Annotated in this window: 25 protein-coding genes and 3 pseudogenes; 1 reads left to right on the top strand and 27 read right to left on the bottom strand. The window is 44.7% G+C overall.

Features of this window, described 5'->3' with window-relative positions; all coding sequences use genetic code 11:
- Window positions 1-25: 25 nt before the first annotated feature.
- Together D8877_RS04770 and D8877_RS04765 are read right to left on the bottom strand one after the other, a co-directional pair.
- Window positions 26-625, bottom strand: a complete 600-nt coding sequence (locus D8877_RS04770) for an ECF transporter S component (protein WP_125341380.1) — start codon at window positions 623-625, stop codon at window positions 26-28.
- Window positions 606-1,472 carry a pyridoxamine kinase gene (locus tag D8877_RS04765; protein ID WP_125341379.1) on the bottom strand — a complete coding sequence of 289 codons (867 nt, stop codon included), beginning with the start codon at window positions 1,470-1,472 and terminating at the stop codon, window positions 606-608. Before D8877_RS04765 ends, D8877_RS04770 begins: the two co-directional genes overlap by 20 nt.
- 39 nt (window positions 1,473-1,511) lie before the next feature.
- Between D8877_RS04765 and D8877_RS04760 the strand changes: the two genes are divergently transcribed.
- Window positions 1,512-2,831, top strand: coding sequence for an aminotransferase-like domain-containing protein (locus tag D8877_RS04760; protein ID WP_125352594.1), 1,320 nt, complete (start codon window positions 1,512-1,514; stop codon window positions 2,829-2,831).
- 34 nt (window positions 2,832-2,865) lie between these two features.
- Here the strand turns inward: D8877_RS04760 and D8877_RS04755 are convergent, their stop codons facing one another.
- The 25 genes and pseudogenes from D8877_RS04755 to rnz form a co-directional block, all read right to left on the bottom strand.
- Complete coding sequence (locus D8877_RS04755) at window positions 2,866-4,620, bottom strand: ABC transporter ATP-binding protein (protein ID WP_125352592.1); 1,755 nt, start codon at window positions 4,618-4,620, stop codon at window positions 2,866-2,868.
- A gap of 1 nt (window position 4,621) precedes the next feature.
- A complete protein-coding gene (locus tag D8877_RS04750; protein WP_125341376.1) occupies window positions 4,622-6,364 on the bottom strand; it encodes an ABC transporter ATP-binding protein in 1,743 nt (580 codons plus the stop codon).
- Window positions 6,365-6,451: 87 nt separating this feature from the next.
- Complete coding sequence (locus D8877_RS04745) at window positions 6,452-7,123, bottom strand: MmcQ/YjbR family DNA-binding protein (protein ID WP_125341375.1); 672 nt, start codon at window positions 7,121-7,123, stop codon at window positions 6,452-6,454.
- Window positions 7,124-7,157: 34 nt separating this feature from the next.
- On the bottom strand, window positions 7,158-7,790 hold the full coding sequence (locus D8877_RS04740; protein WP_185760163.1) for a copper homeostasis protein CutC: 633 nt from the start codon (window positions 7,788-7,790) through the stop codon (window positions 7,158-7,160).
- A gap of 64 nt (window positions 7,791-7,854) precedes the next feature.
- Window positions 7,855-7,944: pseudogene (locus D8877_RS04735) on the bottom strand (GNAT family N-acetyltransferase); the annotation flags it as partial.
- A gap of 94 nt (window positions 7,945-8,038) precedes the next feature.
- Window positions 8,039-8,638: a hypothetical protein gene (locus D8877_RS04730; RefSeq protein ID WP_125341373.1), complete on the bottom strand. Its 600-nt coding sequence runs from the start codon at window positions 8,636-8,638 to the stop codon at window positions 8,039-8,041.
- A gap of 203 nt (window positions 8,639-8,841) precedes the next feature.
- The gene (gene rfbB, locus D8877_RS04725) at window positions 8,842-9,888 is read right to left on the bottom strand and encodes a dTDP-glucose 4,6-dehydratase (RefSeq protein WP_002909476.1); all 1,047 of its coding nucleotides are present in this window, start codon (window positions 9,886-9,888) and stop codon (window positions 8,842-8,844) included.
- Window positions 9,889-10,129: 241 nt separating this feature from the next.
- Window positions 10,130-10,723 carry a dTDP-4-dehydrorhamnose 3,5-epimerase family protein gene (locus tag D8877_RS04720; protein ID WP_125341372.1) on the bottom strand — a complete coding sequence of 198 codons (594 nt, stop codon included), beginning with the start codon at window positions 10,721-10,723 and terminating at the stop codon, window positions 10,130-10,132.
- Window positions 10,724-10,727: 4 nt separating this feature from the next.
- Window positions 10,728-11,597, bottom strand: coding sequence for a glucose-1-phosphate thymidylyltransferase RfbA (gene rfbA, locus D8877_RS04715; protein ID WP_002897349.1), 870 nt, complete (start codon window positions 11,595-11,597; stop codon window positions 10,728-10,730).
- A 134-nt stretch (window positions 11,598-11,731) separates the two neighbouring features.
- Window positions 11,732-12,556 (bottom strand): annotated as a pseudogene (gene tmpA / locus D8877_RS04705) (ZIP family manganese transporter TmpA).
- Between the two features lie 22 nt (window positions 12,557-12,578).
- Window positions 12,579-13,110, bottom strand: a pseudogene (locus tag D8877_RS04700) (NUDIX domain-containing protein).
- A 1-nt stretch (window position 13,111) separates the two neighbouring features.
- Window positions 13,112-14,206 carry an NAD(P)/FAD-dependent oxidoreductase gene (locus tag D8877_RS04695; protein WP_125341371.1) on the bottom strand — a complete coding sequence of 365 codons (1,095 nt, stop codon included), beginning with the start codon at window positions 14,204-14,206 and terminating at the stop codon, window positions 13,112-13,114.
- 11 nt (window positions 14,207-14,217) lie between these two features.
- Entirely contained in the window at window positions 14,218-15,015 is a 798-nt protein-coding gene (locus D8877_RS04690; RefSeq protein ID WP_125341370.1) for a Nif3-like dinuclear metal center hexameric protein, read from the bottom strand.
- Complete coding sequence (locus D8877_RS04685) at window positions 15,002-15,691, bottom strand: tRNA (adenine(22)-N(1))-methyltransferase (RefSeq protein WP_125341369.1); 690 nt, start codon at window positions 15,689-15,691, stop codon at window positions 15,002-15,004. Before D8877_RS04685 ends, D8877_RS04690 begins: the two co-directional genes overlap by 14 nt.
- Window positions 15,692-15,832: 141 nt before the next feature.
- Window positions 15,833-16,621 (bottom strand): glutathione-dependent disulfide-bond oxidoreductase, encoded by a 789-nt coding sequence (gene yghU, locus D8877_RS04680; protein WP_125352590.1) that lies wholly within the window; start codon window positions 16,619-16,621, stop codon window positions 15,833-15,835.
- 67 nt (window positions 16,622-16,688) lie between these two features.
- Window positions 16,689-17,369 (bottom strand): DnaD domain-containing protein, encoded by a 681-nt coding sequence (locus D8877_RS04675; RefSeq protein WP_125352588.1) that lies wholly within the window; start codon window positions 17,367-17,369, stop codon window positions 16,689-16,691.
- 8 nt (window positions 17,370-17,377) lie between these two features.
- Window positions 17,378-18,319 carry a homoserine O-acetyltransferase MetA gene (gene metA / locus D8877_RS04670; protein WP_125352586.1) on the bottom strand — a complete coding sequence of 314 codons (942 nt, stop codon included), beginning with the start codon at window positions 18,317-18,319 and terminating at the stop codon, window positions 17,378-17,380.
- Window positions 18,320-18,466: 147 nt separating this feature from the next.
- The gene (locus tag D8877_RS04665) at window positions 18,467-18,979 is read right to left on the bottom strand and encodes an adenine phosphoribosyltransferase (RefSeq protein ID WP_002897341.1); all 513 of its coding nucleotides are present in this window, start codon (window positions 18,977-18,979) and stop codon (window positions 18,467-18,469) included.
- A gap of 197 nt (window positions 18,980-19,176) precedes the next feature.
- Window positions 19,177-19,704 carry an ASCH domain-containing protein gene (locus D8877_RS04660; protein ID WP_125352584.1) on the bottom strand — a complete coding sequence of 176 codons (528 nt, stop codon included), beginning with the start codon at window positions 19,702-19,704 and terminating at the stop codon, window positions 19,177-19,179.
- A gap of 46 nt (window positions 19,705-19,750) precedes the next feature.
- Complete coding sequence (gene recJ, locus D8877_RS04655; RefSeq protein ID WP_125352582.1) at window positions 19,751-21,970, bottom strand: single-stranded-DNA-specific exonuclease RecJ; 2,220 nt, start codon at window positions 21,968-21,970, stop codon at window positions 19,751-19,753.
- Between the two features lie 105 nt (window positions 21,971-22,075).
- Window positions 22,076-22,666 (bottom strand): HD domain-containing protein, encoded by a 591-nt coding sequence (locus D8877_RS04650; protein WP_125352580.1) that lies wholly within the window; start codon window positions 22,664-22,666, stop codon window positions 22,076-22,078.
- 96 nt (window positions 22,667-22,762) lie between these two features.
- Window positions 22,763-23,755: an acyltransferase family protein gene (locus D8877_RS04645; protein ID WP_125352578.1), complete on the bottom strand. Its 993-nt coding sequence runs from the start codon at window positions 23,753-23,755 to the stop codon at window positions 22,763-22,765.
- A 108-nt stretch (window positions 23,756-23,863) separates the two neighbouring features.
- Window positions 23,864-24,574: a class I SAM-dependent methyltransferase gene (locus D8877_RS04640; protein ID WP_125352576.1), complete on the bottom strand. Its 711-nt coding sequence runs from the start codon at window positions 24,572-24,574 to the stop codon at window positions 23,864-23,866.
- A gap of 6 nt (window positions 24,575-24,580) precedes the next feature.
- Window positions 24,581-25,336, bottom strand: coding sequence for an SDR family NAD(P)-dependent oxidoreductase (locus D8877_RS04635; RefSeq protein WP_125352573.1), 756 nt, complete (start codon window positions 25,334-25,336; stop codon window positions 24,581-24,583).
- Entirely contained in the window at window positions 25,333-26,262 is a 930-nt protein-coding gene (gene rnz / locus D8877_RS04630) for a ribonuclease Z (protein WP_125352571.1), read from the bottom strand. The genes D8877_RS04635 and rnz overlap by 4 nt, the downstream gene beginning before the upstream one ends.
- Between the last annotated feature and the right edge of the window lies 1 nt (window position 26,263).

Raw genomic sequence — 26,263 nt, 5'->3', positions numbered from 1 at the left:
ATACACAAAAACCGTCTGAGGATTTTCAGACAGTTTCTTTTTTTATGCTATTTATTGATTTATCCTTGCTTTTCAGTGGCCCTCTGTGCTTGTGAGCTTTTCTGACTTGCTGAAAGATTGGATATAAGATTGGGACGGCGATAACTGTGGCTAGACTGGAGCCAAATGTACCAGTAATCTTAGCTACTGCCAGCAAAAAGGCTGCTGGTAAACTACTCCCGCCAAACAGTGTTCCTGTCAGAGTGTACTTGAGGATATTAAGCACAATCTTCACCAAAGCTGCGGCTACTGCTGTCACAAGAATATTTCTTAGCTTATCCTTTCTCTGAAAAAGTTCTTCATACATAAAATGAATTACCACGGCCACCGCAAGTGCTTCTAACAAGATGATTGGGATTTCCGCGGCGTAACCATTCAGCAAGTCAAATATTCCCAGTCCAATAGCAGCCGCTAAAAAACCTAGTTTACTGCCAAAAATCAGACAGCCCACTACCACCAGTGCATTTCCAAAGTGAATAAACTGAGCTCCGACAGGAATTTTAAAAAACTGAATGCTCAAAAATATCAAAGCAGCAAATAAACTAATCATGGTTAAGGTTTGCAAATCAAGTGTTGGTTTCTTCATCTTTTTCCTCCATTAAGGCTTGAAAATCAGCGAAAAGCTCTCCTAGGTAGGGCTGGTAAAAAACGCCCTTCTTTGGATCTATTTGCTCTTTAAAGCTAAGTACCAAGCTCTTTTCAATAAACTTCAAAATCACCGGCAGGGCTTGCTTGATGTCGACCCCCTGAACAAAAGCCGCAGCTACAAGTGTCGTCAATATATCACCCGTTCCAAAAAATTGCTGGGACAGAGCTGGACTAGAAAAGAGGTTAAACTCCTCTGTTGCCGCATCAAAATAGGCCACACCAATCTGATTCTCTTTCATGGGCAAGCCAGTCAGCAAGACCTTGCTCGGTCCTAACTCAGCCAAACGTTTGCAGTAGTTCTCCCATCTATCTTCTGATAAACTCTCTTCGTAGGGTTCTTCCAATAACAAACAAGCTTCCGTCAAATTAGGCAGAACCAAATCGGCATGTTGGCAGAGGCGACGCATATGGCCTAGATGGGCATCTGAAAATCCCTGATAAAAAGTTCCCTTGTCCCCCATGATAGGATCCACGATAAGGGGCAAGCTTTTTTCCTCTTTAAAGCGCAGCAAATTTTCCACCTGAACATCAGACTTCAAATATCCAGTTATCAGAGCTGAAAAGTCGAACTCCAAGCTCTGCCATTGTTTTAAAAAAGCAAGCATCCCATGCGTGTAATCATCTATATGGATGTTTGAAAAACCGCCTGTATGGGACGACAAAATCATGGTTGGCAACAGGGCGACTTCTAGCTGGCAAATTGCAAAGAGCGGCAAGGCAGCTGTTGCGGCAACCTTACCTAAGCCAGAAATATCTGTGGCCAGAATGACTGTTTTTGTTTTCATGACTCCTCCTACTTGCTCTCTATTGTAAAATATCTCAAAATGAGTTACAATATGAAAAAATCAAATCTGTATGGGGACAGTTTTATGGTTAAAGCAAAATACCAACGCATCGTTGATAAGATTACTAAGGATATTAAAGAGGGAAAACTGGCTACTGGTCAGAAAATCCCTTCTGTCCGCAAGCTGGCAGAGCGTTATCACTGCAGTAAGGATACTGCGCAGAAGGCTCTGATTGAGCTCAAATATCAGAAGTACATCTATGCCGTTCCCAAAAGCGGCTACTATGTACTGGAGAATGCTCAGGAAGAAAAGCAGGATTTGGAGCTACCTGTGAGGGATGACCGCCACCAAGCCTACGAGGATTTCCGCCTCTGTGTAAATGAAACTCTGATTGGCCGGGAAAATTATCTCTTCAACTATTACCCTCAGCAGGAAGGACTGGAGGATTTACGTCGCTCTGTGCAAAAGCTAATGCTGGACTCTGCTGTCTATGCTTCTAGGGATCAGTTGGTACTGACTTCCGGCACCCAGCAGGCTCTCTATATCCTTTCACAGATTGAATTTCCCAACCAAAAAGAGCATATACTGGTGGAGCAGCCGACCTACCATCGGATTAATGATCTTCTGCTAGCACAAAAACTTCCTTATGAAACCATTGAAAGAACTCCACAAGGTATTAATTTGCAAGAACTTGAGAGGATTTTTCAAAGCGAAAAGATCAAGTTTTTCTACACTATTCCGCGTTTTCACTATCCCTTGGGACACTCCTACAGTCGGCAGGACAAGGAAGAGATTCTTCGACTAGCCCAGCTCTATGATGTCTATATCGTAGAAGATGACTATCTATCAGACTTTGATAGCCGGCGGGAGCTAACCTTTCATTATCTAGACAATAGCCAGCGAGTCATCTACATCAAGTCCTTTTCAACCAGCCTTTTCCCAGCCTTGAGGATTACTGCCCTGCTCCTTCCGCCCCAGATTCAAAAGACCTTTATCGCTTACAAAAGTGCCGTGGACTACGACAGCAACCTCATCATGCAGAAGGCTCTATCGCTCTATATCGACAGTCTCATGTTTGAAAAAAATAGGCTGGCGCTGCTGCAGCTGCAAGAAGAGGAAGCAAGAAAAGCCCAGATACTACTGGAGCAAGCTCAGCTGCCGCTAGCCAGCTATCTGACCAAGGACGGTATTCTACTAGACTTAAGGTCACTTCCTTCCGTCAGTGCTCTCAAACACAGCAGCCTGCCGCTTGACTTCTTTGAACAGAGCTACCTTGCTAGCTGCCCTTACCAGTATGCTAAGCTTCCTTATGAAAACTTAGAAGAAAATGTAGAGAAACTAAAAGACTATTTAAAATAGGTGTAGAATTCCAAATGAATTCTACACCTTTTATTTATAAACAGGCTTTTCGAGACCCCATCATCCCAGCCTGAAGTTGGTACATTTTCTTATAGGTGCCATCCTGTGCTAACAATTCTTCGTGGCTGCCGGATTCGATAATGCGGCCCTTATCTAAGACATAGATGCAATCAGCATCCTGAATAGTAGACAGACGGTGGGCAATGGCAATGGTTGTCCGACCCCGCCGCATTTTTCTCAGTGAGGCTTGAATCAACTCCTCTGTCTCCGAATCAATATTGGCTGTCGCCTCATCCAAAATCAAGATTTTAGGCTTGGTGGCGATGGTTCTGGCAAAGGCTAGAAGCTGCCGCTGACCACTGGAAAAAGTCGCTCCCCGCTCAGTCACAGGGGAATCATAGCCTTGAGGGAGCTGACTGATAAAGCCATGAGCATCTACAAACTTAGCCGCTTCTATAATTTCTTCTCGTGTCAGCTGCTCTTGGTAAAGCTGGATATTGGAAGCAACGGTACCGTGATAAAGGAAGGGATCCTGCAAAACAAGTCCAATCTTTCGCCGCAGCTCCGCCTGACTATAGTCTTTAATATCACGGCCATCAATCAAAATTTGCCCCCGCTCAAACTCATAAAAACGCAGGAAAAGATTGATAATAGAGGACTTGCCAGAGCCAGTCGAGCCAACAAAGGCAATCGTCTGGCCTTTTTTGACGGAAAAGGAGATATCCTGTAAAACATCACGCTTTCCATCATAGGAAAAGGAAACATGCTTGAATTCAATACTGCCATCCTGAATTTGCAAGTCTAGATTAGCCTGCTCAGGCTCGTAGTCAGTGCGGTCCATGATTTCAAAAACCCGCTCCGCAGCAACCATAGAGGTCTGTAAAACAGAGTAATTCTGCATGACATCTATCAAGGGATTAAAAAGCTGATTAACATACTGGATAAAGGCATACATAATACCTGCCGTAATACCCGCCACTTGCCAAGTCAAGCCAAAGTATGTCAGAATAACCCCATAAGCCAAGATTTTCAGCAGGGACATAGCCGGTCTCAGAAAGAGACTGTTGATATTGAGGTAGCGATTAGTAAAGCCTAAATGCTGACCGTTAATTTCTTCAAATTCCCGCAGCAAACGCTTCTCTTGCCCAAAAGCCTGAATAATCCGCATCCCTTCAATACTCTCAGATAGCTTGACATTCAAATCGCTGAGTTTATTCCGGACCTGCTTGAGCTGCCGATTGGATAAATGCTGATAGAGCAAGATAGAGGCTACCATCAGAGGCAAAAAGAGAGCAATCATCAGGGTCAATTGCCAGTTGAGGGCAAACATAGCGCTCAAAGTAACAACTAGAATCAGCAAGGAGCTCAAAAAATTAGAAAAAATCTCACTGAACATATCTGCGACTGCCTGAGTATCATTAGTCAGACGGGAAACGATAGCACCAGCTGGCGTCCTGTCAAAATAAGCCATTTCCAGACGCTGGATATTGGCAAAGCTTTCCTGTCGCAAGTCCCGAACCACACTTTGAGCCACACGCGCAAAGAAATACTTTCCCAAGAAAGTAAAAATTACCCGCAAGAGGAAAAGACCATAGTAAAGAGCCAGCAAAGGCAGACCTGCCCAAGCTTGATTACGGCCGATAAACTGATCAATAAAATAGCGAGCCAAGAGCGGCAATGCTGTTGTGACCAGAGTCGTCAGCAGGATGAAGGTCAAGGCCATGCTGCTTACTATCCTATAGCGCCACATATAGCCTAGGAGGCGATGAAAAGTTGCTTTCTTTTTCATATTAATCCTCCTCCTTCAAGCTTTCTGCCAGCTGCTGATTATGGTATGTCTGAGCATACCAGCCCTTTTGCTCTAATAGCTCTTGGTGGGTGCCCCGCTCTTTGATACGCCCCTCTTCCATGACCAAAATCAAGTCTGCATGCACCAAGGCCGACAGCCGATGAGCTGTGATGATGGTTGTCTTGCCAGCACGCTCTGACTTTAGATTTTCCAAAATCAGGTGCTCCGTCTTAGCATCGACAGCCGATAGGGAATCATCCAAAATCAGGATTTCAGGATTGGTAATAATAGCCCGACTCATCGCTAAGCGCTGCTTCTGTCCGCCAGATAAGGACAAGCCCCGCTCACCAACAACTGTATCCAGCCCCTCTGGCATAGCCTGAATATCCTCATACACACCGCATAGTTGAGCGGCAGCTAAAACTTGACTATCTGTCAGCTGGGGATTAGCAAAGCGGATATTGTCCCGAATGGACAGAGCAAAGAGCATCTGTTCCTGTGGTACATAGCCGATAAGACGGCGCAAGTCTTTGAGGCGGTACTCCCGGATATCATGTCCATTCAGATAGATAGCCCCCTCCTGAATATCCTGCTCCCGCAGCAGCAAGCGCAGAAGAGTGGTCTTCCCTGAGCCCGTCTGACCGACAATTCCCAGTGTCTGTCCCTGCTCAATGGAAAAATGAATATCCGATAAACTAGTCTCCTCTGCATAAGCAAATTTCTGAATGTCATAATCCAATCGACCATTTTCCGCATGAGAAAGAGGCTGTTCAGCTTCCTTGACATCTGACTCCTGAGCCAGCAGTTTCTCAATCCGCTCATAAGAAACAGCCCCTCGCTGGCCGATGTTAAAAAGATAGCCTGTAGCTTGCAGCGGCCAAACCAGCATATCCAGATAGGTGATAAAGGTAACCAACTCTCCTATGGTGAATTGCCCTTGGGAGATAAAAATCCCACCGAAAATCAAGGTCAAAACATAAGAAAGACCGATAAAAAGCAAAACCAAGGGGTCAAAAAGAGAATCGTACTTGGCAGCCAAAACGTTCTTTTCGTAGACTTCCTGATTGGTCTTGGCAAAAGACTGAGTCTCAGCTTCCTGATAACCAAAGGACTTGGTCACTCGAATCCCTGAAACACTCTCCTGAACCTTATTATTCAAATCAGAAAATGCCTCTTGAGCAGCCTTAAAACTTTCATGATTTTTTCGACCAATCAAGCCCGTGCCCCACGACAAGAAAGGCATGGGCACAATGGCAATCAAAGTCAGCCGCCAGTCCAAAACGAAAAACATAGTCAGCAGGGTCACCAGAGCTGTAATAGAAGCATCCACAGCTGACATGACTCCACCACCAGCCAAACTGACAACCGCATTGATATCGTTAGTCGCATGAGCCATCAAGTCCCCTGTCCGATATTTCTGATAAAAAGAGGGAGACATGTGAGTAAAGTGCTCAAACAATCGAGAGCGCAGAATCCGTCCTAGATTATTGGACGTTCCTAAGATATAAAGGCGCCAGACATAGCGCAGGCCATACATGATAAAAGCTGAAGCAATCAGCAACAGCAAATTAAATAGCAGCTCTTGAGAAGTCAGATGTTTGCTAGCAATTCGGTCAATAACCTGACCGATGACTCTAGGCGGTATCAGATTGAAGACGCTGACCAAGGATAAGGCCAAGATACCGATGATATAGCGCCGCTTTTCCAACTTAAAAAACCAGGCTAATTTTCTAATGAGGTTCATAATTTCTCCTATTCTTACTAGTCTTTTTATTATACTGTTTTTTGAGGAAAAATGAAACACAGCGGATTGGAGCGCTGTGCTTCGATTCTATTTTTTACTGGTCAGCTGGTAACTAACAGCCAGTAAATCAAAGATTTCCTGATCGCTCAGGCTATCATTCAAGGGCAGACTGAGCCAATATTTCTTATTCATGTGAAAGGCCGGGTAAATCCCCTTTTTCTGAATCAGCTCCGCCACATGGTCATTCTTAACATTTAGCACCTCAATAGCGCCGCTTCGCTCTGCTTCAAACTTAGACCAGTCTGTGGTCAGAAAAGCCCCATACCATTTTTTACTGTCCTGGTGGCGGAAAACTCCAGCCTTGGTCGAGCTCTTTCTGGACGACTTCTCCCAGAGGTACTCTATTTGCCCCTGATAAACCTCAGCCGCATGATCCCTCAGTCGCTTACTCTGCTCATAGAGAAAGCCAACCTCATCAAAACAGTGCTGACGGATAGCTAGCAGTCCTGCCTGACAAGCTTCGCGAACCTGACCGACAAACTCCCCCGTCACCTGTTCCATCTTGACCTGCAGATAGGCGTCATCAGTATCACAGTCAAAGACCTGATAGTCCAGCTTCCCATCTCTGATAGTCACTTCCAAGCGAAAGTCACCCTTCATCATCTTCTGCGAGAAATGGTAGGCTCCATCAGACTCCTTAAAACCGTAAGTCTGAAGCTTGTCTGGATTAGCCTTGTATTTTTCAAATAGTTCCAACATCTACTTAGCCGCTGCTAGCGCAGCTTACTCCTCCTTAAAATACAATTTTAGTTCCATGCAGCTGGTCTACTGCCAGACTATCTATAATTTGCTGACGATTGCCTAGATGAATGCCACCTCCCGGCATGATATCAATCCGATCAGCAGCATGCTCGATTAATTCATCTAGCCAAGCAAAATGCTCCTCAATCGGCTCATTAGCAGGTCCTCCGTGGGTCAAAATTCGCTGGACACCGTTTTCAATCAGCCAGTCCATTTCACCAAACTGGTATTCAGCTGGGATTGAGTCAAAAGCCATGTGGAAGACTACTTCCAGTCCCTTGCAAGCCTCTAGCAGGCGCTGCATCTTCGAAACATCTATTTCGTTCTTCTCCGTCAAGACACCAAAAACCACTCCCTGACTGCCGGCTTCCTTGGCTTTTTGGATATCTGCCAGCATAATCTCAATTTCAAGATCAGTGTAAACAAAATCACCGCCCCGTGGCCGAATCATGGTCATCACAGTCGCACCATAAAGCTTGGCTAAGTCAACTGCTGCTTGAATCACGCCATAGCTGGGCGTCGTACCACCGACAGCCAGGTTATCACAGAGCTCAATCCGCTGGGCTCCCGCCTTCATAGCCTTTTCTAACAAGGTTACATTTTCCGCACAAAATTCATAAAGCATCATCTCACCTCTGATTTAATATATTGACTCCCTCTATCTATTATAACACAAGAGCTTCGCGATATCAGCTCTTATCAAATTTTCTAGCTTCTCTCTTACACCAATCAAGCCAATTAGTCTGATAGTCTTCCTTGGACAAGATGCGGTTCTGTAGGCATCTTTTCACCCTCACAATGCTATTGCTCAAATAATAGTATAAAAACTCCATTTGATTCGGAAGACTTCTTCCTCAAATGAAGTTTTCTTTTTTAGATTCCATAACCCATGCTGAACTGGATTTTAGCAGCTCCGTTCTGGAAGCTGATTTTGTTAATGCTGAATTGACTCTGCGGCAGAGCGAGAAGGAAACTATCTCCCTCCGTCGTGATAGATGAATTAAAGGCCTGCATTTGTTGCTTCAGCATGCCTGTCACCCAAGATTTAGGGATAGGAAGAGAGCCCAGCTTGGCACTATCGACTGTGATGTGCAAGACATTATCTCTCACCGTCACATCCACCTCTAGGTCCAGCTTACTGTCAATAAAGAGCAGTTTGACTGGATACTGGATGCGCAGCTTATTGCCTTCAATACTGTAAACACTGTTCAGCAGCTCCTGATTCTCAGAGTCAGTCAGAGAAGACTTGAGCACCTGATTAAGTTGGACGCTATTGAGAGAAACTTCCGTGCTGACTCCCTGTGCCGTCACATTGGCATTGCTCAAAGCTGGCTCAATAATACTCATCCAGGAAGCACTGCCTTGAACATTCTTTAATTGTTCACTTTGATTAACAGATGCAGGAACCAGAAATAGCACCGCTGCAAGCAACAGCACCAAAGCAATTCCCACTACTCTTTTTACCATTTTCATGTTTGTATTCCTTTAATTTGAGAAAATCCCTTTAGCTAAAAACACAGCAAGGATTTATCTTATTTTACACTATTTTTGCATAATTTTCTGTAACAAACATATTAAAAAGCTAACAATCCTGTGAGAAAAGGCTGGGACAGATAATCCCAGCCTCTCAATCACATAGCGCTAGTTTTACAAGGCTCATCATAGATAGCCAATTCTTATTTAATCACTTCTTGGGTCTTAGCATAGTTGGCTTCAACTGCTTCTTTTTCAGATTTCCACCAGTCTTGGTTGTCCGTGTACCACTTGATGGTCTCTTTGAGACCTGCTTCAAAGTTAGTAAACTCTGGTTTCCATCCTAGCTCATCGCGGAGCTTGCTGGCATCAATGGCATAGCGGAGGTCGTGGCCGGCACGATCTGTCACATGGTCATAAGCATCAGCTGGCTGTCCCATTTCCTTGAGAATCAGCTCCAGAACTTCCTTGTTGTTCTTCTCACCGTCAGCACCGATCAAGTAAGTTTCACCGATTTGACCCTTGGTCAGAATCGTCCAAACACCTGATGAATGGTCATTAGTATGAATCCAGTCACGAACGTTTTTACCTTCGCCATAAAGTTTTGGCTTGATACCGCTCAGAATATTGGTAATCTGGCGCGGAATAAACTTCTCGATGTGCTGGTAAGGACCATAGTTGTTTGAGCAGTTAGAAATAGTCGCTTTCACGCCAAATGAGCGCACCCAAGCTTTGACAATCAAATCTGAAGCTGCCTTGGTTGATGAGTAAGGCGAGCTTGGATTGTACTTGGTTTCAGCCGTAAATTTCTCACCTGGACCTTCTCCATGACCTGGCAAATCTTCACGAAGAGGGAGATCTCCATAGACTTCATCAGTCGATACATGGTGGAAACGAATATCGTACTTACGAGCTGCTTCCAAGAGTGTGTAAGTTCCGATGAAGTTGGTGTGGATAAATGGACTCGGGTCATTGAGCGAGTTATCATTGTGACTTTCTGCCGCATAGTGAACGATAGCATCAGCTTCAGCTGCCAGCTTATCTACCAAGGCTGCATCAGCAATATCTCCAACAACTAGCTCAACGCGGTCACCTAAAATTTCTTCAATATTGGCACGATTACCCGCGTAAGTCAGCTTGTCCAGCACTGTCACATGGACATCTGGAAAGTTATTGTAAACATAGTGGACAAAGTTAGAACCGATAAAACCAGCTCCGCCTGTCACGATAATTTTTTTGTATTCAGTCATTTTTATTCCTTAACTTTTTTATAATTGCCTTAAGTGGTGGGGACGCAAGCAAACCTCCGGTTTCATTACTTATTTTTGAGCCTCATGTCTCAAAAATCCCCTGTCATGTAACAAACTAAATAATTTGTTACATGACTTACACCACAGCGGCAATCATTTCTTCCACTCGCTTCGCTCGGATAAGAGCTGAGCTAAATCATATATTTCAGTATCAATTAATGAATCAGAAAAGAATTCTTTTTTACAAATCTTCTTTTCTTAGAGGTTTGACATCCTTAAGTAATGGATGGTTCTTGTCTGCTTCTGAGACTTCTGCTGCTTCTAGGTTTTCCCACTTGATACCTAAAGCTGAGTCTGCATAGTTGACAAAGGCATACTTAGGTTTGAGCTCCAAAGCCCAGTAGTCATTCACCAGATAGCTATAGGAAACCGTGTCAGAAAGGACTTGGAAGCCGTTTGCTACACCACGTGGCACAAAAATCCCCTTGCTGGCATCAATTACTGTCTGGTAGGTGTTGCCAAAGGTCTCACCCTCACGCAGGTCTACCCAAGCTCCCAGCACCTTGCCGTCATCTGCAACAGAGATGTACTTGTCCCATGGTTCAGCATGAAGACCACGCAGGACATTTTTGCGAGAAAAGCTGACATTATTTTGCAGTTTTCCTTCTACAAAGAAGCTTTCAGGGAAGCCTAGCGGCAGCATTTTTTCCTTTTGGAAATTCTCCTTAAACCAGCCTCGATTGTCCCCACGAACAGGGATATCAAACTCCAACATTCCAGGAATTCCAGGAACCTCACGCGCTGCTAATTCCTTATCAAAAAATTGTTCCGTCATCTTCTTATTCTTCTCCAATCAAGCGCAAGAGATAGTGGCCATACTCATTCTTTTTCAATGGCTGCGCCAATTCATGCACTTGCTCTTTAGTGATATAGCCCATACGATAGGCAATTTCTTCTAGATTTGCCACCTGAACGTTCTGCATCCGCTGAACTGTTTCGATATATTGAGCGGCTTCTAAGAGACTTTCGTGAGTTCCTGTATCCAACCAGGCAAAACCACGTCCCATGAGCTCAACAGACAAATCACCACGATCCAAGTATGCCTTGTTGACATCTGTGATTTCCAGTTCTCCGCGAGGACTTGGTTTGATGTTCTTGGCAATTTCTACAACATCGTTATCATAGAAATACAGTCCTGTCACTGCATAGTTAGAGCGCGGCTGTTCCGGTTTTTCTTCGATGGAGATAGCATTCATATTCTCATCAAATTCTACTACACCAAAGCGTTCTGGATCCTTGACATGGTAGCCAAAGACAGTTGCTCCTTTTTCCTTAGCAGCAGCATTTTGGAGCATTTTACTCAGACCTGGTCCATGGTAAATATTATCCCCAAGAATCAGCGCCACGCGGTCATCTCCAATAAAATCAGCGCCAATGATAAAGGCTTGTGCCAGCCCGTCTGGACTTGGTTGCTCTGCATAAGAGAGCTTGATACCAAACTCAGAGCCATCTCCCAGCAGATCCTCAAAACGAGGCAGATCCGTCGGAGTAGAGATAATCAAGATGTCCTTGATACCAGCCAGCATAAGAGTTGACAGTGGATAATAAATCATGGGTTTGTCATAAACCGGCATGAGCTGTTTTGACGCAGCACGGGTCAATGGGTACAAACGTGTACCAGAACCACCTGCAAGAATAATACCTTTCATATGAGTTTCCTCTCTTAATGTATTCTCCTTATTCTACCATTTTTGAAAGCGGATGTCATCCTTTTCACTACCCTTAAATAAAAGAAAAAGAGCGGAAATTCCGCTTTCTTCCGCTCTTTGATTTTAAGTTGGTATCAACCCAAAGCCACATCCAAGACCATCATGAGAACAAAGCCCACCATGAGACCTAAAGTCGCCACATCTGTATTGCCATTGGTCTGCGAATCCAGTATCAGCTCCTCTACCACCACGAAAATCATAGCTCCTGCCGCAAAGGAGAGGGCATAGGGCAGAATAGCCGTCATAGCCATAACAGCAACTGCCCCAAGTACTGCCCCAATTGGCTCTACAATAGCAGACATGGAGCCCCAGTAAAAGGCTTTAAGGCGAGACTTGCCGTCCGTCCGAATCGGAATGGACAGAGCCGCTCCTTCTGGGACGTTTTGCAGGCCAATTCCCAAAGCTAGGCCAATCGCACCTACAAAGGCTTCCGGACTAGGATTGGCGGCCAAAGCACCAAAGGCTACTCCGACTGCCAAACCTTCTGGAAAATTGTGAATGGTAATGGCTAAAAAGAGCAGGGCTGTCTTGGACAGCTTCTTGCGGCTATGCTCAGGAACACTCTCTGCCTCCGAAATGTCCTTGCTCAAGTGCAAGTGAGGCACTACTGCATCAATCAGCCGCAGGAAAAAACCTCCCACTAAAAAACCAATCGCTGCCGGCAGCCAGGACAGCTTGCCATAAGAACTTTGCGCATACTCAATCGACGGTGCCAGAAGCGAACAAAAGGAAGCCGCAATCATGACGCCTGCCGCAAAGCCCATCATAATATCCAGCAACTTGCGACTGACTTATTTAAAGAAAAATACAACAGCCGAGCCCACAATGGTACATCCCCATGTAAAAAGCCCCGCTAATAAAGCCTGCATAACCACAGGCTGCGATCGTAACCAGTCCATAACTTCTCCTTATCCTCTGAAATCAATCATACAAAATCGTCTTGGTTTCCCCTATACAGTGTTTTTCCTCATTCCAGTAATGAATCCGCTCGAAAGAGCCTTTCCGCCAGTAGAGAGGCAAACGTTCACGTATGTCGTCCTGCATATCTATTTGGCCAAGTTCGGAAATCTTCCACCATTTGGGCTCCCCTTCATGATCGTTTCCCCTGACTTGCCCCTCAAAGGTAGTACAAAGAAAATCGTAATACACATACCGTTCTTTTTTACTCGGATTGGTGAAGCCTGAAATCCCCTTCAATTCCATGTTTAGAGCAGTCAGCCCTGTTTCTTCTTTTAATTCGCGCCTTGCAGCTTCAAAAAAAGATTCTGGAAACTCTTACGAAGGTAAAAAGCTAAGCTTTTTCCATCCCCAACCTTCACCAGTCTATCCCCAGACTGGTGAAGCCGCCTGGTTGTATCCACCCTTTAAAGTTATCATGCTGGCGATTAAGCAGTAGGATTTCTTCATCTTTTTTTACACAAATATTGACCCAATTCAAAATAGTTTCTGTCATATCAAACCTTCTTCACATACTGTTCAATAGGATAGTCAGCTGTATTCAGCAGTCCCGCTTCTCCCATAGCCATCTGAGCCAATTGGCATCCGATGAGCGGGCCAGTTGTCAGACCAGAAGAGCCTAATCCGCTGGCAGCGTAGACATGCGGTAAGTCTGGCACAGCTCCAAAGAAAGGTGCAAAGTCGCTGGTATAAGCCCGTGTTCCTACGCGCTCACCTAAAATCTCTGCAGTATCCAACCTCGGCAAGTAAGTTTCTGCTTCTTTCTGCAACTGATTCAATACCGTCTTATCAACTGTCAAATCAAAGCCCTGATCATTTTCATGACTGGCACCGACACTGACCTTGCCTGCTAGAAAAGGAATGATATCCAGCTCTCCCTCAGGCATAACCACAGGGTAGTCATCTGTCTGGTCAGCCAGCTTGAAATCTCGTAGCTGTCCCTTTTGTGGCCGAACATCCGTCTCATAGCCCAGTGGCTGCAAGATTTCTCCTAGCCAAGCACCCACAGCTAAGATGACACAGTCAAAGCTGCGTCCGTCCACAAGAAGTTGCTCTCCTTCTACTGCCAGGCTTACCTTTTTCTCAACCAGTTCTGCCTTGCTGGCTTTCAGAAGCGTCTCCGTCAAGAGTGCCCCCTCCACACGGGCACCGCCGGAAGCATAAAGAAGTTGATCAAAGCCTTGCAAGCCTGGAAATTTCTCCTGAGCTTCCTGACGGCCGAGAAGACTCAAGTCCCCTATTAAGGGCGACTCTTCCCGGCGATTTGCAGCCAAATCATAAAGTTCCTGCAGCTTGCTCTCATCCTTTTTCAGCAGATAAACACCTGTCTGTTGGTAAAAGTCTGTCTGGATACCAGCCGCTTTCAGATCCGCAATCAAGTTCTGATAAAAATCAGCGCCCAAACGCGCCATCCTGTACCAAGCCTTATTGCGACGTTTGGAAAACCAAGGACTTATAATGCCAGCGGCTGCCTTGGTTGCCTGCCCCTTGCCATCATCAAAGACAGTTATTTCCACACCTGGAGATTTGGACAGATAGTAAGCGGCTGTTGATCCGACAATCCCAGCTCCAATCACTGCTACTTTTTTCATGTCGCTCCCTCTCAAATATGTCGGAAAGGATTGGTAGAAGACTGACTAGCCAGAATCTCAATCTCCCATCCCTCTTCTGCCTTCCAAAGATCAAATTTTTCTTTCAATTTTTCCGTAAAAAGAACCTCAATATGATGTCCAGGATCCAGCGCCAAAAGACCTTCTGTCAGCATTTCCTGAGCAGTATGATAGTAAATATCACCTGTAATGTAGACCTGCGCTCCCTTGGCAATGGCCTCCGGATAAAAGGACTGACCGCTGCCACCACAGATAGCCACACGCTCAATGACGCGTTCGAGGTCTGCTTCTTCATAAGTGACCATACGCAAACTATCTAGTCCAAAACTTGCCTTGACCTTAGCCGCAAAGTCCCCAAAGGTCTGAGGAGCAATCTTCCCCACACGTCCAATACCGTAATCTGGCCCCGTCTGACTAAGATAACTTGTCTCCTCAATCTCTAAAAGCTGGCAGAACCAATCATTAAGCCCGTCCTCCACGACATCAATATTGGTATGGCTGACATAGACAGCAATATCATGCTTGATAAGATCTAAAATGATTTGATTTTGTGCCTTATCTGCCACTAGGTCTTTGAGCGGGCGAAAGATAGGCGCATGCTTAACGATAATCAGTCCAGCATTTGCCTCAATAGCCTCCGCCACCGTCTGCTCACGAATATCCAGCGCCACTAGAACCTTGTCCACTTCCTTATCCAAAGTCCCGATTTGCAGACCTGAAATGTCGCCCTCCATGGACAGTTCTTGCGGGCAATAGGCTTCATATCGGTTGATGATTTCACTTGCTAACATGGAGCACCTCCTTGATACTTTCGATTTTTTGAGACATAGCAGAGCGTTCCAGCTCATTCTTTTCTGGGATATGGGCTAGTGCTCCTTCTAGTTTCTTCAGTTCTTTCTGCCATCTTAGCTGAAAAGCAGGTGACTGTTGCTTCATTAGAAAAGGCCCAAAACGCTTTTCTTGTTCTGTCAAAGTTTGCTGGCCAGCTTCTGCTACCAGGATTTCATAAAACTTACCAGCCTCTTCTAAGATATCCTCAGCCAGCAAGCGAAAGCCGTTAGATACAAGCCAGCTGCGGAGCTCATCCTCGCGGTTATTAGGCTGCAAAATCAAGCGGGAAATAGCTCTAAGCTTGGCTCTGCCATTTTCCAAAATCTCTGAAATCAAGCGACCACCCATGCCAGCGATAACGATGGTATCAATCTGATCTTCCGCTTCAAAAGCCGCCAGACCATTGGCCAAACGAACCTCAATCTGCTCCGTCAGCCCATGCTCTGCCACATTCTTCTGAGCAGACTGAAAAGGCCCCTCTACCACTTCTCCGGCCAGAGCCTTCTCAATCCGTCCTTGCTGAATCAAATAAATAGGCAGATAGGCGTGATCGCTCCCAACATCCAGCAACTTTGCCCCATCCGGCACAAAAGCAGCTACTCGCTCCAAGCGTTGGGAAATAGTCTTTTTTTGCATTACTTACTCTTTTCTAAACATTCTTCTACTCAGTATATCATTTTTAAGGGTATAAAAAAAGCAGCGAAAGAAAAATCAGCCTATTGATAAACTGATTTTGTCTCGCCACTTGGTGATGGGATGTTCCCACCCGACACTTATTTATTTAATTTCCTGATACTCGGCAGCTAAACCGCGCTGAACCGCCGGACGAGCTGCAATCTTCTCCGCCCAAGCAGATAGATGTTTGTAGGAGGTGGCATCCAAGAACTCAGCTGCGCCTGGATAGAGCTTATCCTGCACTAACTGCCCATACCAAGACCAGATAGCAATATCAGCAATACTGTAGTCATCTCCAGCGATATAAGCTTTCTTGGCTAATTCTTTGTCCAATAAATCCAGCTGTCGCTTGGCTTCCATGGTAAAGCGGTTGATAGGATATTCTAGCTTTTCTGGAGCATAGTTAAAGAAATGACCAAATCCACCCCCCAAGAAAGGCGCCGCTCCTGTCTGCCAGAAGAGCCAGTTGAGCACCTCAGTCCGACCGGCCAAATCTGACGGAATCAGCTTTCCAAACTTCTCTGCTAGATAGAGTAGGATATTCGCAGACTCGAAGACAGGAATCGGCTTATGACCTGACTGGTCCAACAAGGCCGGAATCTTAGAGTTGGGATTGATTTTCACAAAATCTGAGCCAAACTGGTCGCCGTCCATAATGCTAATCTTATAAAGGTCATAGGTTGCCTCTGTCACACCCGCTGCCAGTAGTTCCTCCAGCATAATCGTCACCTTGACCCCATTTGGAGTCCCAAGTGAATAAAGCTGAAAAGACTCTTTACCGACAGGAAGCTTCTGCTCAAAGCGTGCGCCAGCAGTAGGCTGATTGATACCTGAAAATTTTCCTTGGTCGCTGTCCGCAGCAGACCAGACTTTTGGCAATTGATAGGTCATACTTTTCTCCTTTTTTATAAAACCAAGGGCCTGTCATATCAAACAGGCCACTGTAAATCAAATAAAGTCAGTCCTTCCACAAATTCATGGCATTGAGGAAATCATCTGAAACTGTCACATTTTGAGGATTAGCTGCTTCACGTTCTTCCCGCTTCGCTTCTACTTGAGCAAGCGTAGTGATGCCTTCCTTGCGCCAATTGCGCAAGATAGCCTGAATATACTTCCAGTTGGCCTTGCCATTAAACACAGCCTCACGAAGGGCAGCCTTGACCAAGTCAGGATTGGTTTTATCGTCTTGGACAGTCTTGGTCAAGTCCTCAATTTCAAAGGGTGTCAAGAGACGGCCCAACTCCTGCTGAAAGGTCTCAACCAAATCTTTCAAAACATTCTGAGGTGCCTTTGCTACAATCTGATGACCGCTTTTTTTTGCCAGCAGTTCATCCAGCTTTTCTAAAGCCGGTGAAGCATCAAAGATAACCTCTGTCTCTCCATTCAGCTCAATGGTCTTATACTGCAGGAGACCTTTCTCCGTCAGATGGGACATGGAGCGATTGACTTCTGACAGAGTCTTACCAATATGCTCGGCAATCTGACTAGGCGCCAGCTCTTCCAGAGAAGTCGTATTTTGCAGATAGAAAAACTGCCAGACCAAAAAATCATCGCTGGAATCAAAGATGTCCTTAAAATGTAAAAGAAGGGCACTCGGGATTACTAGATTACCCGATTTAAAAGCTGATAAATAAGTCATGTCACCTCTTATAGATAAGCAAAAAACGATACATCATTTTCAGGGCTCTCCCAGTCGAAAGGTGTCTCCTGATAGACAGCATAATTGACCCAATTGCTGAAAAAGAGTGCCGCGGCCGAACTCCAACACAAGGCCGGTATCGCATGGACATCATCGTTTTTGAAATAATTCTCTGGAATATGTGGATTCTTCCCTGCCTTCAAATCGCGGAAATACTCCTTGGATAAAGTATCACGGTCGTATTCCATGTGACCGAAGCTATATACTTCTCGCAAGTCTCGGCTAGCCAACACAGAGAGGCCCGTATCCTCTCCATATGAGAGAATTTCCAGATTGGTCAGATTGACAATATCTTCCTTCAGAACTTCAGTATGACGGGAATGCGGCGCATTAAACTCATCGTCAAAGCCACGGAAAAGCAGATTGCTGCTGTCAGCTGACTGGCTATAAACACCCGATAATTTGCGCGTCATCTGGTGTTTGTCCACGCCGTAGCGAGCGTAAAGTCCAGCCTGAGCTCCCCAACAGATATGCAGAGTCGAAAAGACATGGGTCTTGGACCATTCAATCACCTGCTGGAACTCTTCCCAGTAGTCCACCGCTTCAAAAGGCAGATGCTCTACTGGCGCACCAGTGATAATCAAGCCATCAAAATAGCGATTTTTAACCTCATCGAAAGTCTTATAGAAAGTCTCCATATGCTCTGCACGTGTCGTTTTAGACTGGTGAGAGCTCATGTAGAGGAAGTCAATAGTCAACTGCAGCGGAGTATTAGCCAAGTGGCGCAGTATCTGAGTCTCCGTCACCATTTTCTGGGGCATGAGATTGAGTACCAGAATATTCAGAGGGCGGATATCCTGATGGTCCGCCCTATCGTCATCCATGACAAAGATATTCTCAGAACTTAAAATGTCAACAGCTGGCAGTTTCTTATCAATCTTAATTGGCATGAAAATATCTCCTTCAATCATTAGAAAGGCTTGGAAATACTTTTCCAGCCTATTCTTCGTTTATCCAATGTACTTTCATTATACTGAAAGGAGATATAGTTTTCAATTATACTTTTTCTCTAACTAGATATAGCTAGAAACTATGTATTAATAGTGCATCAGAACCTTGTAGTCGTAATCGCCGATAACTTCGCGACCCTTGAGCTCATCCAGCTCAATAAGGAAGGCACAGCCAGCTACTACACCACCAAGGCGCTCGATCATCTCAATTGTTGCCTTCACTGTTCCACCAGTCGCAAGAAGATCATCTACAATCAGAACGCGCTGACCAGGCTTGATAGCATCGGCATGCATGGTCAGGGTATCAACACCATACTCTTTTTCATAGTCAGCTGAGATAACCTCACGAGGAAGCTTGCCAGGCTTGCGGACTGGAGCAAAGCCGATTCCTAACTCAAAGGCAACTGGACAGCCCACGATAAAGCCACGAGCTTCCGGTCCAACAATCATGTCAATCTTCTTGTCTGTCGCATATTGAACAATCTCACGAACAGCGTAGCTATAAGCATTTCCATCTGCCATCAATGGGCTGATATCACGGAATGTCACGCCTTCCTTTGGATAATTTTCGATTGTTGCAATGTAGTCTTTTAAATTCATGATATACTTTCTTTCAAAAAAATTTTTTACTCTCTATTATATCACTTTTTCATCCAAATGGTAATAGAAAAGTTATTTTTTAAGGGGATAGATTATTTAATTTAAAAGAGTATGTTTCATTCATTTATAGACCACCTTATTGAGGCTGGGATTGAGTTGGTTAACCTTTATAATCGTTTTTTCTAGGCAAGTCAAAATTAAATGTATTGCTCTAAATAAAGTGGTGTTGCTATTTCTTGTTCATAATTTTTTACAATATCCTTCGTAAATAAGCCTAATAAGTCCAAATCATTAGATGGATTAATCTCAAATATTGAAAATACAGATTTTTCAAGAAAATCATTCAATTCTTTATAATTCGACATATAACTATAGCCTTGAGGAGCGTTAAATCTCGGTGATAATTCTTTAGCTTGTTTCAATGATATAGGCGAGTCAAGAAGAGATAGGGAGTAAATTGGAGAAAAATACTTAGCACCTTCTTGCAAATGTTTTTCCAAATATGAACGACTACTATTTGCTAAATCTGAATTTTCTAAAAAGTGTTGGATATTATTACGCTGACCTAAAACGATTTTCCCAACAATCATCTTAACGGGTGAAGAAAGATATAAATAAGCTACCGTTTCTTTTTCAGGAATCCTTGAACGATATTCAAAATGCTTTTTTCCTGTTAGCAAAGCTTTAAAAAATTCTGGTTTAAAGCTCAGGATAATTTCATTCATCTAAAATGTTCTCCTTTGCAAGGCTTTGGCTTAGTCTGGTACCATCTCATCTCTCCATCAAATAATCATAAATCTCCTGTACAGTGCCCAGTGCCATGAGTTCTTGTTCTTTGACTAGGCGCTTGAGGTCTTGGTAAATGTGACTGCTGTCAATTTCTTTCTTTTCTGCTTCTTTATTGACCGTCATGACGCCTTCCGTGATGCTTACAAAGCCCAGTTCTTCAAAAATCTGAATCATTTTGACCAAGAGAATAGAATCAATTTTCAGGTAAGCTGCTAGATCCTTGAGCTTATAGCGAACGTCAAACTCGGGGAACTGATAGATTGTCTTGTAAAGTTTGGCAAACTGCTCACGGTTACCATAGCCTGTAAGATAGTATGGCTTGGCAATCTCATTCTTAAAGTAAATCGCTTCGAAATCCTGTGATTGAAGAATCTTCTTCAAGTCCTGCAAATCATCGGGAAGGTCATAAACCACAACTGCTCTGCTATTTGTCAAATCTGGCAATTCCTCTGTGAAACGCAAGACAGGAACTTTGTCAGGCAAAGTCGCATTTTTGCTGCGGATATTGAAAAGCTGAACACCGTCCACACGGGCATCTACCAGCATGAGCTGGAGGCTGGTCTGTCCATTCCATTTATTGACAGAGAGGCTGACAGCCAGCTCCAGATTCTTGGTCTGGGCAAACTCTGTCGCCAGGTTTCCTTGCCCAAAAGCTACTACTTCAAAAGTAGCATCTTCCTGGGAAATTTTCAGCTTGAGATGGATATTGCTAGCCCCCATAGTCCGAGCATTGTCCACTTTAAAATCCTTGAGGTAAAAAAGCGGCTTCTTATTGTCCATACCAAAAGGCGCCAGTTTTTCAAAGCTTTTGAGTGTATCCAGGGTTAGTTCTGGCAAGTACAACTCCTCATCTAAATACAGGGCTGTTTTGCCAGTCAAATCCAAATCATTGTCTAAGATGTAAGCTGTCAGGATATCTGCAAGCTCCACCAGCTTGTCTGCTTCAAGGGTCATACCAGCTGCTCCAGCATGGCCACCAAAAGCTACAAATAGATCACGATGACTGTCCAAGGCCTCAAAGATGTTGACCGCTTCAATACTACGGGCGCTGCCCTTAGCGATGCCATCCTCGATATTAAGCACTATGACTGGCTGGTGCAGCTCTTCCAGCAAGCGCCCAGCGACAATCCCTAGCACACCAGGATTCCAGCCTTCCTTGGCCAGCACCTGTACTGGTCTCTTAGGATCCAACATGGTTTGTGCTTCTTCATAAATCTGCTGGACAATTTCCTTGCGCTCATCATTTTTCTGGTTGATCATAAGCGCAATGTCACGAGCTTCTTCGTCGTCAAAGCCTGTCAAAAGCTCAACCGCTGGATTGGGGTCATCCAGTCGTCCCAAGGCATTGAGTCGGGGGGCAAGCTGGAAGCCAACTGTTTCTTCGTCCAGTTCGTCAGGCTGAATGCCAGCGATTTTGAAGAGTTCCTGAAGTCCTATTCGCTGGGTATTTTTGAGGACGGAAAGGCCGTATTTGACCAAAATCCGATTTTCTCCCGTCAGACTGACCATATCAGCAATGGTACCAATAGCAACTAAGTCCAAAAGTTCGACTTGTACTTCTTCCAACAGGGCTGTTGCCAGCTTAAAAGCCACCCCACAACCAGCTAGATGCTTGAAAGGGTAATTCGCTCCGCTATGTTCCGGATGGACGATCGCATAGGCGTTTGGCAGCTCTTCAGGAATGGAGTGGTGATCCGTCACGATGACATCCACGCCGAGAGACTGGGCCAACTCGATAGCTTCAAGGCCTGCTACTCCATTATCCACTGTAACAATGAGCGAGATCCCATGATTTTCAATAAAATACTTGTAAACACTGCTATTAGGTCCATAGCCATCCGTAAAGCGATTGGGAAGATAAATCTGACACTCAGCCCCCAGCTGCTCCAAGGCCTCCTTGACAATAGATGCCGAGGTCATCCCATCAGCATCGTAATCGCCATAGATCAAAATCTGCTCATAATTCTCAATCGCTGCGCGAATGCGCTCCACTGCCCGCTCCATATCATGCAGATTATAAGGGTCGTGAAGCTGGTCTAAACTAGGCTCCAAAAATTCCTGTAAAGCCTCTTCAGTCTGCACACCTCTTTGGTAAAGAAGACTGGCAGCCGCAGGTTCTAATCTAGCTTTCTTAGCCTTTTTTAAAAATTTTTCGTCTGTAAAATTAGTGGCAAACTGCCAGTCGTATTTTGAGCTAATCATGATAAGTAAAACACTTTCTCCGTTCAATCTTGTCTGAATATTATAACATGAAAAGACTGGTTCAACCAGTCTCAAACTTTCTATCTGCGAGCAAGTTCCTCAGCCTCATTCATCCAGGTAAAGTCCCTTAGCAACACTTTTATCAATAACTTCCTGAGCCAATTCCCAAAGAGTTTCAGAGATTTCTTGGATAAAGGATTTCTTAGCGATGACCTGCGACTTAGTCAGGCCATGAGGGTTGTCGTGGGGCTGAGCGACTTCCAAGTGATTGAGTAGAGGAACCAGAGCATCCAGTACTCGAGCATATTTAGCCTCTACGCTAATGCCGGTTTCAAATTCCTGCCAAAGCTCTAAAAAGGAATCCTGCTGATCTGACGGCAACTTGTCTAAACTAATTTTCAAGGAGTCCAGCTCTTTATCATAAGAATCACTCTTTCCTACATCGTCAAAGATAAAGGTATCGCCAGCATATATTTCGCCCAAATCATGAATCAGTAACATAGACATGACCTTTTCCAGATTAACTTCTTCGGGAATATATTCTCGAAAGACTAGGGCCATGAGCGCACCCTGCCAACTATGCTCAGCAGAATTCTCAAAACGATAGGCATCCAAGGTCCGATTGTTACGATGAGTGGCTTTCAGCTTTTCCAGCTCATTGGTAAAAGCCAGCTGCTGTTGTAGACGTTCAAGCATGTAGAACTCCTTTGAAATGTTTTTATAGCTAATTCTATTCAAAATTGATAGTTACTCTTAACGCTCTATATGATCTTCTTCAAAAAAACTAAGCTTTCATTTCTTTTCTGTTTTTTTCCCTCGCCATCGAATCACTAATTCTGACGTCAGATGGGTCAGGATAATCGTCAGAAGGAAGGCCCAACGGCCATTTTCCCACTTGGTCAGCTGCTGGGATTTGAGCAGAAAGAAAGATAACTCAATAAAGATAGGATGGAGGAAGAAATAAAGGATACTTAGATCTTTTAAATGTCGCCAGTTTTTTTCACGCTTCCACTGAGTTTTTAACAGCCAATTGAATAAGAAGAGCGTAAAGGGAATGAGAGCAAAGAAAAAGTTTTTATCCAGTCCCTGCCTGATGTAAACCAGCACTCCTTCACCTGCCAGGAAAAGACTTGCCAACAGAAGAGACAGCCAGCGTTTTTTCTGAAATAAGGCTATCTGCCCGTAATCAGCTAGAAAGTAGCCTAAATAGATAAAAATGGGCGTATAGAAGAGGCCATTCCTGCTAGTGAAAAAGAGCTTGGCATAAGCATCATACCAGTCTGTCAGCAGACTAGGCGACAGATAGGCATGATAAGTCTCAATAGCACCTAAGGCGTAGAGAATTAACAAAAGGGCAAATGTTTTCTTGGGACCCAACTTCCTATACAAAAAATGGACCAGCAGCAAACCTAAGAGAAAGGCAGGAATATACCAGAGCTGGTAGCTCATTCCGATGTAGAAGAGCGCTGCTAGAATAGCCAGCGGAGCTAGGTAGAGAGGCAAGTGCAGAGATTGGAAGTAAGTCAAAGCATAGGGGAGATAGACCAAGCTCCAAAAGCCATAGACCTTTAAAATGCCTTTAATATACAGAGTCAGTTTCGTAGAACCGTGCTCTCGCTTCCAGCGTACTCGGAAAAAATAGGCTGAAGAAATTAAAAAGAAAGGGACCGCCATGCGGCCAAACATACTCTTCTGAATAAAATGTAGAGCTTCATGTTCAAAAATCCTCTGGCAGTGAACCAGAATTACCAAAACGGAAGCGATATATTGAAAAAGGCTGAGCAGGGCATAATTGACTGGCTGCTATGACTCTACGACTTCTCTCCTTTGCATCAAGCTTTCTCCTTATAAGGTTTAGTTTAAGATGTAAATGAGCACTTTTTTTCCTTTGACCTAGGACTTGGCTAGCCAAACATGCTGAAATGCAGCGATGTCTCGATAAGGTGATTGGTTGCAGACTGCTAGCTCCATCTTAAGCATCTTTTCAGCCCAGTCAGGGGCAGTTTTGTAGTCATTGGATTGCAGCCCGTAAAAAATCCGTAGTCCTTGATAATCTTCAACTTCTAATGGGAGACCTGAAATCACATCTTGGATCTGATAAATCTTAGCAGCCCCCATGCTGTGGGTTTGATATTCCTCACCTGCCAAAAGCTGCTGGGCCTTTTCTGGGTCATTTTCAAAAACCACTGTATGAATAATGCGCCCAATCTCGTGATGCTTGACCAGAGAAATTTTGCCGTATTTTTTTAAGAGGCGGGAAAATTCTGTCAAATAGAGAGCAGGGTCAGATACATACTCTAAGACATTATGACAGATGATGACATCAAAAGACTGATCTGGCAATTCTTGCAGAAGGTCCAAGCTGCCTTGAAATTGCTCATAGGAAAAGTTCTGCTTGCGCTCAGCAATCATTTCTGAACTCGGCTCGATGGCGGTCACTTGGTTGTTTTCCGCTAGAAAATCAGCCACAATCCCAAAACCGCTACCGAAATCAAGAATTTTCTGGCCATTCAGCGACTCTAGAAAGGCAAAAACAATATCATACTGAAGCTTGCCCCAAGGCGCCTGCAGATGAGCTTTGTAAGCTTGTAGATTTGCTGTCATGAAACCTCACTTATAGTTAAACATATTAGCTGCCATCTTGTCGGCAATTCTTGGAAAAAGGGTATAAAGCTTGTGAGCTAGATTGAGAATCCCAGGTAGATTAATTTCCCGCCTCTTTTTGCCAAAGGAACTGACGATTTTTCCTGCTACAAAGTCAGGCTCAAGGATATACTTGTCGACTGCTTTTACATAGGAACCATCCGGATCTGCCTGATCAAAAAAGGCTGTTTTGATAGGACCGGGATTAACTGTCATGACATAAACCCCAAAAGGCAGGAGTTCCAAACGCAGGGCATTAGAAAAGCCAATAGCTGCAAACTTGGTCGCTGAGTAAAGACTTGACTTGCTACTTGCAATGAGGCCGGCCATACTAACGATATTGACGATATGTCCTTGACCTGCCTGCTTCATGCGAGCTCCAAAGATACGGGACAGGTTCATCAGGGCAAAGGTATTGACTTCAAACATGGCCTCGATATCGCTGGAGCTGATTTTGTCAAATTCTTCAAAAATCCCATAGCCAGCGTTATTGACTAGGACATCTATGTGGCCATACTGGCTGTCAATCCGTTCAGCAAATCTTTCCAAAGCTGAGCTATCTGTGATATCCAGCTCCACTAAGTCAAGATTTTCCCTTTCTCCATAGAGTTTTTCCAGCTTAGCCTTGCTCCGTCCAACCAAAATCAGTCGGTCATGGGGCAAGAGCTTAACCATTTCCTGAGCCAGCCCACCGCTAGCCCCTGTGATGATGATAGTTCTCATATCTCCACCTCTTCCAAATCCTTAACCACATGGACGTTGTCAAAGACGTTACTTGCATCGCGGCGCATTTGGCTGATGTCCTTAGCTAGAAAGCGAGCACTGATATGATTAAGGAGGAGGCGCTTGGCACCAGCTTCCTTGGCTACTTCTGCTGCCTGCATATTGGTCGAATGACCATGATTTCGGGCAAGCTTTTCGTCTCCCTTGCCATAGGTCGCTTCATGGACCAGTACATCTGCTGCCACAGCTAAGCGGACGCTGGCAGCAGTCTTACGGGTATCACCCAAAATAGCAATGGTCTTGCCCGGACGAGGGGCTGAGATATAGTCGGCTGCAATGATTTTGGTGCCATCTTCTAGGACGATATCCTGACCATTCTTGACCTTGCCAAAGAGGGGACCAAAGGGAACACCCGCTGCCCGTAGTTTGTCCGCATCCAGCGTTCCTTCCAAATCTTTCTGCATCACCCGATAGCCCATACAGAAAATCGTGTGATCCAGCTTATCTGCATAAACAGTGAACTTATCCGTTTCAAGAATCTTGCCCAGACTGTTTTCATCAAACTCATGAAAATCAATCCGATAAGGCAGGCGAGAACCAGACACGCGCAGGCTAGACAGGACAAAGTTTTTAATGCCTTTAGGACCATAAATTTCTAAATCCGTCTGCTCTTCATTAGCCTGAAAAGAACGACTGGATAGAAAGCCCGGCAAGCCAAAAATATGGTCGCCATGCAGATGCGTTATGAAAATCTTGCTGATTTTGCGCGGTTTAATCGTCGTCTCCAAGATCTGGTGCTGGGTACCTTCACCGCAGTCAAACATCCAGACTTCATTGATTTCCTCCAAAAGCTTGAGGACGAGGCTGGACACATTGCGGGTCTTGGAGGGCTGACCAGCTCCTGTTCCTAAAAATTGTAATTGCATG

It is taken from the genome of Streptococcus sanguinis, from assembly GCF_003943735.1.
Classification (GTDB): domain Bacteria; phylum Bacillota; class Bacilli; order Lactobacillales; family Streptococcaceae; genus Streptococcus; species Streptococcus sanguinis_E.
This window is presented reverse-complemented; position numbering and strand designations above follow the sequence as displayed.